Annotated in this window: 21 protein-coding genes; all 21 read right to left on the bottom strand. The window is 63.0% G+C overall.

Annotated features, from left to right (window positions below):
• Positions 1-777: 777 nt before the first annotated feature.
• Complete coding sequence (locus tag G454_RS21565; protein ID WP_156896810.1) at positions 778-918, bottom strand: hypothetical protein; 141 nt, start codon at positions 916-918, stop codon at positions 778-780.
• 91 nt (positions 919-1,009) lie between these two features.
• Positions 1,010-1,258 (bottom strand): hypothetical protein, encoded by a 249-nt coding sequence (locus G454_RS0113700; RefSeq protein ID WP_027719055.1) that lies wholly within the window; start codon positions 1,256-1,258, stop codon positions 1,010-1,012.
• A gap of 138 nt (positions 1,259-1,396) precedes the next feature.
• Positions 1,397-1,717 carry a hypothetical protein gene (locus tag G454_RS0113705; RefSeq protein WP_027719056.1) on the bottom strand — a complete coding sequence of 107 codons (321 nt, stop codon included), beginning with the start codon at positions 1,715-1,717 and terminating at the stop codon, positions 1,397-1,399.
• Between the two features lie 62 nt (positions 1,718-1,779).
• A complete protein-coding gene (locus G454_RS0113710) occupies positions 1,780-2,022 on the bottom strand; it encodes a hypothetical protein (RefSeq protein ID WP_027719057.1) in 243 nt (80 codons plus the stop codon).
• Between the two features lie 22 nt (positions 2,023-2,044).
• Positions 2,045-2,491, bottom strand: a complete 447-nt coding sequence (locus G454_RS0113715) for a hypothetical protein (RefSeq protein ID WP_027719058.1) — start codon at positions 2,489-2,491, stop codon at positions 2,045-2,047.
• 11 nt (positions 2,492-2,502) lie between these two features.
• Positions 2,503-2,787 (bottom strand): STAS-like domain-containing protein, encoded by a 285-nt coding sequence (locus G454_RS19325; RefSeq protein WP_035107941.1) that lies wholly within the window; start codon positions 2,785-2,787, stop codon positions 2,503-2,505.
• Between the two features lie 7 nt (positions 2,788-2,794).
• Positions 2,795-3,169, bottom strand: a complete 375-nt coding sequence (locus tag G454_RS0113725; RefSeq protein ID WP_027719059.1) for a hypothetical protein — start codon at positions 3,167-3,169, stop codon at positions 2,795-2,797.
• A 91-nt stretch (positions 3,170-3,260) separates the two neighbouring features.
• Complete coding sequence (locus G454_RS0113730) at positions 3,261-3,461, bottom strand: hypothetical protein (protein WP_027719060.1); 201 nt, start codon at positions 3,459-3,461, stop codon at positions 3,261-3,263.
• A 42-nt stretch (positions 3,462-3,503) separates the two neighbouring features.
• Complete coding sequence (locus G454_RS0113735; protein WP_027719061.1) at positions 3,504-3,716, bottom strand: hypothetical protein; 213 nt, start codon at positions 3,714-3,716, stop codon at positions 3,504-3,506.
• 2 nt (positions 3,717-3,718) lie between these two features.
• On the bottom strand, positions 3,719-4,012 hold the full coding sequence (locus G454_RS21845) for an STAS-like domain-containing protein (RefSeq protein ID WP_169719369.1): 294 nt from the start codon (positions 4,010-4,012) through the stop codon (positions 3,719-3,721).
• A gap of 7 nt (positions 4,013-4,019) precedes the next feature.
• Positions 4,020-4,403, bottom strand: coding sequence for a hypothetical protein (locus tag G454_RS21850; protein ID WP_027719062.1), 384 nt, complete (start codon positions 4,401-4,403; stop codon positions 4,020-4,022).
• Between the two features lie 91 nt (positions 4,404-4,494).
• Positions 4,495-4,785: a hypothetical protein gene (locus G454_RS0113750; protein ID WP_156896812.1), complete on the bottom strand. Its 291-nt coding sequence runs from the start codon at positions 4,783-4,785 to the stop codon at positions 4,495-4,497.
• A 53-nt stretch (positions 4,786-4,838) separates the two neighbouring features.
• On the bottom strand, positions 4,839-5,492 hold the full coding sequence (locus G454_RS0113755) for a hypothetical protein (RefSeq protein ID WP_027719064.1): 654 nt from the start codon (positions 5,490-5,492) through the stop codon (positions 4,839-4,841).
• A gap of 27 nt (positions 5,493-5,519) precedes the next feature.
• On the bottom strand, positions 5,520-6,134 hold the full coding sequence (locus G454_RS0113760) for a hypothetical protein (protein ID WP_027719065.1): 615 nt from the start codon (positions 6,132-6,134) through the stop codon (positions 5,520-5,522).
• A 13-nt stretch (positions 6,135-6,147) separates the two neighbouring features.
• Positions 6,148-6,354, bottom strand: coding sequence for an AbrB/MazE/SpoVT family DNA-binding domain-containing protein (locus G454_RS0113765; protein WP_425387449.1), 207 nt, complete (start codon positions 6,352-6,354; stop codon positions 6,148-6,150).
• A gap of 70 nt (positions 6,355-6,424) precedes the next feature.
• Positions 6,425-6,760, bottom strand: coding sequence for a hypothetical protein (locus tag G454_RS0113770; RefSeq protein WP_156896813.1), 336 nt, complete (start codon positions 6,758-6,760; stop codon positions 6,425-6,427).
• Between the two features lie 87 nt (positions 6,761-6,847).
• Positions 6,848-8,008, bottom strand: coding sequence for a DUF2325 domain-containing protein (locus tag G454_RS0113775; protein ID WP_156896814.1), 1,161 nt, complete (start codon positions 8,006-8,008; stop codon positions 6,848-6,850).
• 102 nt (positions 8,009-8,110) lie between these two features.
• Positions 8,111-8,479 (bottom strand): hypothetical protein, encoded by a 369-nt coding sequence (locus G454_RS0113780; RefSeq protein ID WP_035107943.1) that lies wholly within the window; start codon positions 8,477-8,479, stop codon positions 8,111-8,113.
• 47 nt (positions 8,480-8,526) lie between these two features.
• Entirely contained in the window at positions 8,527-9,246 is a 720-nt protein-coding gene (locus G454_RS0113785) for a hypothetical protein (protein WP_027719070.1), read from the bottom strand.
• Positions 9,227-9,895, bottom strand: a complete 669-nt coding sequence (locus G454_RS19335; RefSeq protein WP_051276457.1) for an anaerobic ribonucleoside-triphosphate reductase activating protein — start codon at positions 9,893-9,895, stop codon at positions 9,227-9,229. Before G454_RS19335 ends, G454_RS0113785 begins: the two co-directional genes overlap by 20 nt.
• A gap of 7 nt (positions 9,896-9,902) precedes the next feature.
• Positions 9,903-10,166, bottom strand: a 264-nt coding sequence (gene nrdD / locus G454_RS0113795) for an anaerobic ribonucleoside-triphosphate reductase (RefSeq protein ID WP_027719071.1), incomplete at its 5' end; no start/stop codon positions are given.

Raw genomic sequence — 10,166 nt, forward strand, 5'->3', positions numbered from 1 at the left:
AAAAGAGCACCTGCGGCTGGACAAGATGACACGGCGAGGTATTGACAACGCTTTCATAGATACAGTCCTTTGTATTACTACTTTTCTTGCCGGCACTCTTGCGGCACTAAAGCTGAGAAAGAGGTATTTTATGGCAGCATAGCCACTCTGCTCTTCCTCTCATGCAAGGCACATTATAGCAGCGTCTATAAGGGGGTGGTATGCTCTCTTTTCTGTTAATTATTACCATGATGCTTTTTTTAGACCTGGGGAATGGCCTTAAAAAGACAAAGGATCCCTGAAATAGCTATAATTGCCTTGTTCACCCATTGCCTGCTATGAGTTTTGCAGGTTGCTCCACAAAATGAAAAAAGCCCGGCGGAACGCCGAGCAAAAAATTGTTCGCGCGGGAAAAAGCATCATTGTCGCGATCCGCGCCATGCTATCGAGAGTGCCTGCCAAAACCGGAATGGCCTTCTTCTTTGGCTTTCGGAACCGGGATCCGCTCCTCCCGGCAACACCCGCCTCCATCAGGAAGGTCGTAGTCGTGGGTGTGATCGCAGTCGAAATCAAAGTCGTCAAGTACAGGAGATGGTGCGCCAACCGAGTTGTGCTGACACTTACAGAGTTTAACGTTCACAAAAACCACCCCCTATTCCCCGAATCTTCTCGCAAGGGATACTACAGGGATTCCCTATCAAATGCAGTATCCGATGGGCAACACACAACAGGATCTGCGCGTAGTGAAAGAGCCGCCGCCCGCAGCGCCCGCACCCAACCCCGCAGGGTCGCCAGCAGTCACTCCTCCCGGCGGCGCGCCGCGTCGGCCGCCCTCCCCTGCGCCTGCCTCACCAGGGCACAGCGCGCGGCGGCCCTCAGCTTCCGGGCGCGCCACTTCCTCACCCGCCGCTCAAGCCACTTCCTGTCCCTGACCACCACGCCAACCCACCCCCAGACCGGGCCTCAGCGGCCCGCCGCGCCGGGCCTCCCCTGGTACGCCTCTACCGCCCGGCGGACCTTCCTGGCCCACTCAGGGTCGTCCGTCCAAGCCCAACAGTTCCCGTATTTCCTCCAGGGATAGTTGTGGTCGGACAGCACCGCGCACTAATCCCCCTGCCACTTGGCGCACGTGGCACAGTTCCTCTTGCTGGTCCCCACGGACCCCGCGGCTTCCCTGCCCTTGCCAGCGGGCACGGCCCCCGTAACCGTACCGCCCCAGCAGGACCGCTTCCACTTCCTCCCACCGCACGTTGCGGAAGAGCTCCTGCACCGTCAGCAAGGATGACACCCCCAAAAACCGTCTGCTTTCCTTCCCGGCGCGTTAACGGTACCATCACGACTCTCTGACCGCGAGCAAGAAGTCCAAAGCAATCGATGCTACTCCGCACCAAAAGGCAAAACCCATGGAGCGCTCCCACTACTTCACTAGATCTCCCGGCCAGATGATGCCTTCCCTCCTGTCCCTGGCGTAATCTTCCGTATACGGCAGGGCTAGCTTTTCCCAACCCTCCGGCCAAGGATCATCTTCCCGGATGACCACTATGCCGTAGCCTTCACCGTCAGCCGCGAAAACACCATCAACCTCTCCCTTGCCTTGATCCAAGGCCTCCTTGACAGCTTCCAGCAGGACCTTTAACGCCTGCCGGTTGCCGACTATGAACACGTCGTCGTGCCAGGCAGACTGCCCGTAGACATGCAGGAGCGGAATGGAGTCGCCGTTCCCGCCCTTCCTACCCACTTGTGCACCTCCCTCCCGAAACATTCGACTGCACCACCATTCACTGGTCCTGGCGGGGGCTACTAAGCACACCGTAACCAGATATAGCGTGCCAAGACCCCCACGTGCACGGCGGTGAAAAGGGCATAACCTCCCAAAACAAAGCGGAACCAGAAAGGTATTTCATCGATTCCCAGATTCCCCAGCACTAGCGCCACCGTGCTCAAAGCCACAGTTGCCGACACCTGAAGCCACATAAAACTTAGACCAAAATCGATATCTGGATACCACACGGTTTTGAAAATTTGTCTTAAAAAACCAGTCATAACACCTTCCCTCCTGAACTCATCATACCACCACGCACCAGTCCGGCCGCAGGAACATCAGCCGCACCGAGTTGAACAGGTACCTGTACAGCACCCGCTGGGCCGCCAAGTAGACCTTTTCCGGTACGGCCTGCGCCCGCCGCCGGAAGGCGTCTATCGCCGCGTGCCAGTCCACCAGCCCGGTCGGCGTCAGCGGTAGCGCGCCCAACTGCTCGGCTACCAGGTACAGGCTCAGCGCTTCCCTCAGCCTGCGGGCGGCCATGTAGCACGCCCAAATAGCAGTCCCGAGGAAAAGGTAGAGTAAGCCGCCCGCCTCGAGGGCGACGTCCCGCGGCACTTCCCCGGTTGCGGAAAGTGCCGTCCACAACCCCGCCGCGACCGACAGGGCGACCAGATTCAGGAACGACTTCCTGTACAGAAGCACTCTTTCCACCACAAGTTGGCGCACAGCTTTTTCGTGAATCCCCAAACCGACACCCCCTATACAGATCTGCTTCTTTCTCGCAAGGCGTACCTTATCACCGCCGCGACGTCTTCGGAACAGTTGGAAAACCTGACCGCGCGCTTGAATGCGGGGAAACCCATCTCCTGCGCCAGCTTGCCAAACACCTCATCACAAAAACCGTGCGCGGCCACCTCGACGCCGCCGAAATCTAGTGTCACGCGGTCCGACCCGGCCAGGGCCTCCTTGACCCGCTCCCGCACCTCCCTGCCGAGGGCGCGGCTAACGAGGTACGGGCCGTACTGACCGAGGAACACCTGCACGGTCGCTTTAACCCTCCTCCCTTTCGGCTCCCCCGAAGTTTCCTTCTCCGGAGTCGCTGGCTTCCTTCCTCTCCCCGCGGAACAACGCCCTCGCCGCCGCAATCGTGTCCCTGGTCACGTCCACCAGGTACGCCGCCTGCACGAAGAGCGCGGCGGCCGCGGCTACCAGGAGCACGGTCAGGGCGAGCCAGTGCTGGGGAACCCTGCCGACCAGGGCCATGAGGTAGGCCCCGCCCAGCGCCGCCACAGAGGCGGCGTGGGCTGCGGAGGCCATGTGTTTGTCGCCGCGGAGCACCCGCGCGGCCCTCCCGGCTTCATACGCGGCCAAGGTAAACGCCAGGAGGACGAGAAAATCGAAAAAAGAACCAGTCGTTCCGGACACGGCACGCCACCTCTCTCCCCACTAACGTGCCCTTCTAAGCTACCTTCCCTTGCCACCAGGAACAAGATAACCGCCGTGCTTCAGGGTTGCCCTACTGGACCGCCTTTTCATTCCCCCCGGCGGCCGTCTCGACGCACCGGACTTCCGCTTCGTACTTTTCGTACTCCTCCACCGCCCGCGCCAGGGAGAGCGCCAGCCCCTTCGCGACCAGCGGCGGCACGTGCACCCAGCAGACGGTCAAGCAACCCGTCTCCGGGTTGTTCAGCGTGAAATGGATCGCGAAATCCGCCAACCCCACCTGCACCCCGCCGCCATTGGCGTAGAAGACCCGCGCCTAAGCTCCCAGCGCCCAAATAGCAGTCCCGAGGAAAAGGTAGAGCAGGCCGCCCGCCTCGAGGGCGGCGTCCCGCGGCACATTCCCGGCTACGGAAAACGCCGTCCACAGCCCCGCCGCGACCGACAGGGCGACCAAATTCAGGAACGACTTCCTGTACAGAAACGCTCTTTCCACCACAAGTTGGCGTATGGCTTTTTCGTGAATCCCCAAACTCACACCCCCTCTACAGCTCTACTTCTTTCCCGCAGGGCGTACCTTACCACCGCCGCGACGTCCTCGGAACAGTTGGAAAACCTGACCGCGCGCTTGAAAGCGGAGAAACCCATCTCCTGCGCCAGCTTGCCGAACGCCTCGTCGCAGAACCCGTGCGAGGCCACTTCGACGCCGCCGAAATCCAGTATCACGCGGTCCGACCCGGCCAAGGTTTCTCTGATCCGCTCCCGCACCTCCCTGCCGAGGGCGCGGCCGGCGAGGCACGGGCCGTACCGGCCGAGGAACAACCGCACGGCTACACTAGCCTCCCTCCCCTCCGGCCTCCCCGGGGCGCCTCTCCCCGGGGTCGTCGGTGCTCTTCTTCTCCTTGCGGAACAGCGCCCTCGCCGCCGCGGCCACCTCCCTGACAGCGTCCACCAGCCACGCCGCCTGCACGAAGAGTGCGGCGGCAGCGGCCGCCAGGAGCACGGCCGAGGCGAGCCAGTGCTGGGGGAGCCTGTCCGCGAGGAACATCTTGGAGGCGAGGTAGACCCCGCCCAATGCCGCCATTGAGGCGGCGTGGGCCGCGGAGGCCATGTGTTTGTCGCCGCGGAGCGCCAGCGCGGCCCTCCCGGCGTCGTACGCGGCCAAGGTGAGTCCCAGGAGAATAAGAAAGTCAAAAAAAGAACTAGTCGGTTCGAACATGGTGCGCCACCTCTCTCCCCGCTAACGTATCCTTCCAAACCACCGCCCCTTGCCGCCAGGGTCAAGGTGACCGCCGCGCTTCAGGGCCGCCCTACTGGACCGCCTTTTCATTCCCCCCAGCGGCCGTCTCGACGCACCGGACTTCCGCTTCGTACTTTTCGTACTCCTCCACCGCCCGCGCCAGGGAGAGCGCCAACCCCTTCGCGACCAGCGGCGGCACGTGCACCCAGCAGACGGTCAAGCAACCCGTCTCCGGGTTGTTCAGCGTGAAATGAATCGCGAAATCCGCCAACCCCACCTGCACCCCGCCGCCATTGGCGTAGAAGACCCGCGCCTCTTCGGCCATACCGACCCGCTCCCTTCGCAAAGTTTGTAGTATCAACCAAAACCGACCGGGGCGGCTTCCCTTCCAGTAAGGAAACCGCCCCGACTTCCTCAACCGTTCCCGCCGCTCTCCCGGCCGTCCGGACTCCCCGGCAGGGGCGCCCGCCTGGCAACGGCCACTTCCGGTATCCTCTCCGCCGCCAGGCGGCACGCCTCCAGGTATCGGTCGAAGTCCACGCCGCGCTTCTCCACCATGCCGCCCTTCCTGGGCACCAGGAGGAAGAAGGAAGAGAACCGCCCGGCCTCGCCCTCGGTGTCCCCGCCGTCCTCTCCGCGGCACCCGCACGGGAAGACCTTCCCCTCGAAGGCCACGGCGGGGGCCAACTTCGCCTCCCTGAGCTTCGCGCAGTCGAGGAAGAAGATCTTGACTGTGCCGCGGGCCCTCCTTCCGTCCCGGTCGTCGACGGGCACGAGTTCGGGCTCCGCGTACGGCCACGGCCACTCCCAGGCCGTCACGCCGCACACCTCCGGCCGCAACAGCGTGGAGGACGTGCCGCCGCAGGAAGGACATTCCCAGCGGACCCTGTAGCCGACGACGCCCAGCACCGCGCGGCCTGGCAGGTAGCCGGTCAGGCGCGAGAGGCCGTGCGCGGGCCACACGGAATCCGGACCGAGGAGCTTGGACGCCTTTATGGCGACCTCGAACAACTCCGCTTTCATGCGGTAAAAGCCGATAGGATGACGCAAGACTTCGTTCTCCCGCAAAGCAAATACCCCCTCGCCGAGTTTTTCTCAAAGCACCTGGTCAACGGTCTCCAGAAACTGGCCCGCCCACCGCCGGAACGCCCAGTCGTCCAGGCGCACGACCTTCTCTCCGCCGCCCCTGGCCCCGCCAGAAATCTCCAGGCAGGCCAGCAGGTCGCCCCGCGCATCCCGCAGGAGGGGCCGGACGCTACGAGGCGAGTAGCGCCCTTCCGGGCCTGGCACCCAGACGTGCACTTCGGCGAACGTCCGGAGCGCCTCGGCCAGGAGGCCGATTCTCAGCACGGCCCCCTCCCAGGAATGGCACAGGACGTGGAGCAGGTCGCCCACCTCGGCCCCAGGCGGCAGGGGGAACCCCGCCGCGTAGAAGCCGTCGAGTAGTTCGGCGGGCAGGAACACATCGGCCCCGCCGTCTGGGAACACCGCCCCGGCGAACTCCCCGCCCTCGCCCCCGCGGTACCCTCCCGGAGGGGTGGCCGCTTCCGCGAGGGTGCGGGCCAGTTGCGCACGCAGGGGGAAAGTGTCCCTGGGAGAAACTCTTTTCCTGCGGAGGGCCTTCTCCAACCTTGCGAGCGCCGCCGTAACCTTTCTCTCCCGTCCGGCGCGGCCTCTGAAGAGGAGCGGGTTCTTGGACAGCACAGCCATTTCTTTCCACCCCTCAGGCAGATCTAAATTTCCGGGCGGCCTCCGCGGCGCACCCCCGACAGACGTGCCTGCCGCGGAACGCGAGCACGCCCTCCGTGCCACCACAGAACGCGCAGCGGGGCGCCCACTTCCGCAGGGCGAGGACGCCACCCTCATCAGCCAAAAACTCCAGCGGCGTGCCTGGGGAAATGCCGAACTGCCGCCGCAACTGCATCGGCAACCCGATCCTTCCCACAGGATCTATCCGGCGTACCAGTCCCGTAGCTCGCAACAGGAATCCCCCCTTTTTTCTAATTCGCGTTTCCTCTCCGCGGCTCCACCACGACGCGCAGGCCGGAAGGACCCAAGAGGGCCGGTACCCTGTCCCGGTCCTCCCGCCTGACGAGCACCGCGATGCTCCTGCCCTCCTCCACCCAGGCCAGGCGGGCAACGTCGAACCGCTCCATAACGTGCCCCTTTTCGTCCATCACAGTGACCACGATTGGGTCATTTTCGTGCAAGATACCCCTGATTTCGCACGAGGAAAGCGGTATCCTCCATACGGGGCTGTTGAGTACGGTCAACTGCTCGCTTCTGGTGACGGGTAGGCGTACCAGCACCGCGGCGGCCAACAAGACCAACAACAAGAGTATAGGGGCCACCTCGCCACTCTCGCGTTTCCCGCGAAATCCTGCGAACGCTCGCATTTCGCTCTTCCCCTCCGAGAAAATTTTTCAGTTCCCTCCCCTTTCCAAAAAGTGCCTCAATGCGGCCCTGGCCACCTCGGACGGCGCGCCGGAAGGAACCGTGACCACCCTGACGCCGCGCCGCCGCGCCTCGGACTTCAGCTTGTCCAGCGCCGCGTGGGAGCCGTAGTCGGCGCAGGTCACCGCGAGGTCGGCCCGCCCCACCACGGACTCGTCGAAGGACTTGTCGCCCGCGTCGACGAACACGGCCTCAGCACCCAAGGTTTCCAACTCCGCAGCGTACTCCTCTTCGCGCCGTGGATCGCCGAACACCAGCACGCGCCTGCCGGCCAGCGGCAGGTCCCGCTCCCCCTCCCGGGCGGGCGACAGCTGCTCCAGCTCCCGCTCGAGTTCGCCGACCCGCCTCCGGAGGGCCTCCAGCTCGCGGCGGTAGAAGTCCTCCAGTTCGGCCACTTCGGTGCGGTGGCGCGCCTCGGCCTCCTCCAGGAGGGCCAGCGCCTCCTCGGCCAGCCGCCTGCACTGCTCGGCCTCGGCCTCCCTGTCCCGTACCAGCTCGGCGCTCCGCTCCAGCTTTTCCCTGAGCCGGGCGATCTCCTCCCGGTAGCCGCGCGTGGACTTTTCCACCTCCCGCCTTATGGCCTCGCCGAGGGGATCCGCGCCCCGCGCGCTCAGGGCGTGCTCCCGCAGGTATATCTCGTACCGGAGCCGGGCCGCCCCCTCGTCGAAACCCGGGGGGAGGGCGGCCTCTTTCCCCAGGGCCCTGCACAGGAACCTCGCCGCGCCCGCGTCCCTCCCTTCCCGGTCGGCGGCCTCGACTGCCTTCCTAGGATCGCCCTCTCCGAAGCACTCGGGAAAGAAATAAAACGCCAGGCGCTCCAATCGTTTTTTGAAGCCCGGCGAGGGAAACCTGGAGAGAATGTAGCGCACCAGGGCGGCCTCCCCGAGCTTTCTCTTCTTCGGGGGTACCCTGGCCAGGTAGAGCAACCACTCCCAACTGTCGAGGCGCTTGGCCGCCGCCACCAGCCCGGCCACCGCCCTTTCCGCAAAGCAGAACCACCAGAAGTCCCTTTCGGAAAACCCGACCTCGACCCCGCGCTTGGCGCACTCGGCACGCAGGAACTCCAGCCACCTGCCGGGGTCGAGCCGCCCCCTCTCCAAGTCGAGGCCAGTATCGGTGTGCGCTCCCAAGGGAAATCCCCCCTTTTCAGAAAAAAAAATGGGCGGCACGCTACCTGTGACGTGCCGCGCCCACCCCTGTCAGCGAGTCGAGTTCCCATGCTCGGCGGTCTGCTATATGACTTCAAGCTCAGTTAAAAGGCCCATCTCCTCGTCCGCGAAGACCACCAACTGATGGCCATCGTCGGTAGTGGTGTGAACCAAGGCACAGCTCTTCCCTGGCCTGTAGTGCTGGAACTTGACCGTGTGGCACTCCGGTACGCCGCACCCGCACTCCTCGACCACCAGCAGATCGTTTAACTGCGCCAAGTACGGCTTCGGGTGAACCGGAGGATCGAGCGGTATGGTTTCTCCTGTTTCTACGTCCACCCACCGCCCGCCGCCCATGTACTCCCCGGTGGGGAGCAGGACCAGCGCCTCCTCCAGCCACTTCCTTTCTTCCTCGGTTAGAGTGCGCGGAAGGTGCGAACTTTTCCTACTCATCCCCAATCCCCATTCATTAACCTTTTCTGCTCAATACTGCTCCATTCTCAACGCTCCATTCTCTGTTCGCCCCGCACGGACTCGGCTCCAACCATATTTCTCCTCACTTCCCTAAAATATTTAGCTATTCGTTCAACCATCTCCCACGAAAGATCGATACCCAAAGATTGAAACCTTTGTTTGGCTTTTTCAGCCTTTCCGGGCCTTCTCAAAGCCAACAGCTTGCCCACACACATATCTAAGTCATCTGCCTCCGAAAAACCAAAATACCGAGTGGCTTCCGTTAAACATGACTTGCAAAGGTAAAAAATGTATTTCCCCCTTTGAATCTGCGTGAGCGGAACACAGAAAATGCCACAAGCCACACAAGCCGGAGTATTGTTTGCAACTTTAACCGTTTCTTCAGGAACTACCCGATCCGTTAGTCCCTGTTCCGTTGCTTTTTTTCTGCTTTTCCTGGCTATCTTTTTAGAGCACTTGGTCTTATGCTGAAAAATCGGTCCTTCCTCCAAAACGTATGATGGCCACCCAACTTCCTCCAGTTCCAACTCTGCTAATTCCAAATCTGCTGGGTCCCATTCTTCACCGTCGATGTAGACAGTAGGCAAATCCATTTCAAATTCATCGTCAGCGAGGAATCGTCCATCAACACCACGACGTCGCGTTTTCGCATCTGGCGCTCTCCTACGGAACTCGGCTACCCTTTCATACCGATAATAATTCTCTTCTAGCCAAGGAAACACAGCATCATCGCGTTTTCTGGGCATTAGAAAACTCCTCCTTTTCTGCTTCCAAAATCATCAAGAGTAGTTCCCCACCCCGCTGAAACTCTTGGAGCACCCACTCCTCCATCCCGGGGGCGGCGTCGAACCCCGCCGCGCGGAGCCCGGCCGCCATCTCTCCCAAGATTTCCGGTGTGTGCAGGCAGGGGACGACCGTAGTCCTGATGTAGCCCCCGGGGAACTCCAGCGCCAGGCACAGGCTCTCCAAAACAGCGTCCGGGCTTTCCGCGCGAACCCACTCCCGGTAGAGCCGCAGCGGGGCCTTGTAGTCCACCGCCAGGCAGTCCACCAGGTCCTCCCCGAGCGCCCGGCGCAGGACGCCCGGGCGGGAGCCGTTGGTGTCGAGCTTCGTTTTGTAGCCTATACGCTTGAGCTTCCGCAGGAAGTCCAGCAAGTCGGGTTGGAGGGTCGGCTCACCGCCGGAGACCACCACAGCACCGAGGAGGTAGCGCCTCCGCTCCAGGAACCGGAGGACTCCTTCCAGCGGCACTTCCGGGACGTAGCGCGCCGGGTCCACCAGGCCGGGGTTGTGGCACCAGGGGCAGCGGAAGTTGCAACCCCTGGTGAACACCACCGCGGCGGGGCGGCCCGGGTAGTCGGACAGCGAGAACTTGACCAGCCCGCCGATCACCATTCCGGGTTCACCGCCCGACCCGGAAGGCCTTCCGGTCCCGGAACTCCTCGCGCTTCCCGGCGTTGTAGCAGGAGACGGGGCGGTAGTAGCCCGTGACCCGCGACCATACCTCGCACCCCGCGCCGCAGTGCGGGCACGCTTCGTGCTTCCCGGGGAGGTACCCGTGCTGCGGGCACACGGAGAACGTGGGCGTGAGGGTGACGTAGGGCACCCGCGACGCCTCGAACACCCGCAGGACGAACTCCCGGCAGGCCCCCGGGTCGGGTTTCTC

It is taken from the genome of Desulfovirgula thermocuniculi DSM 16036 (assembly GCF_000429345.1).
In the GTDB taxonomy this organism is placed as follows: Bacteria; Bacillota; Desulfotomaculia; order Desulfotomaculales; family Desulfovirgulaceae; genus Desulfovirgula; species Desulfovirgula thermocuniculi.

Excerpts from the sequence above, each read along its gene's own strand:
- G454_RS0113710 (WP_027719057.1), bottom strand. The coding sequence starts at position 2,022 with ATGACTGGTTTTTTAAGACAAATTTTCAAAACCGTGTGGTATCCAGAT.
- G454_RS0113760 (WP_027719065.1), bottom strand. The coding sequence starts at position 6,134 with ATGGCTGTGCTGTCCAAGAACCCGCTCCTCTTCAGAGGCCGCGCCGGA.
- G454_RS21850 (WP_027719062.1), bottom strand. The coding sequence starts at position 4,403 with ATGTTCGAACCGACTAGTTCTTTTTTTGACTTTCTTATTCTCCTGGGA.
- G454_RS0113780 (WP_035107943.1), bottom strand. The coding sequence starts at position 8,479 with ATGAGTAGGAAAAGTTCGCACCTTCCGCGCACTCTAACCGAGGAAGAA.
- G454_RS19335 (WP_051276457.1), bottom strand. The coding sequence starts at position 9,895 with ATGGTGATCGGCGGGCTGGTCAAGTTCTCGCTGTCCGACTACCCGGGC.
- G454_RS0113785 (WP_027719070.1), bottom strand. The coding sequence starts at position 9,246 with ATGCCCAGAAAACGCGATGATGCTGTGTTTCCTTGGCTAGAAGAGAAT.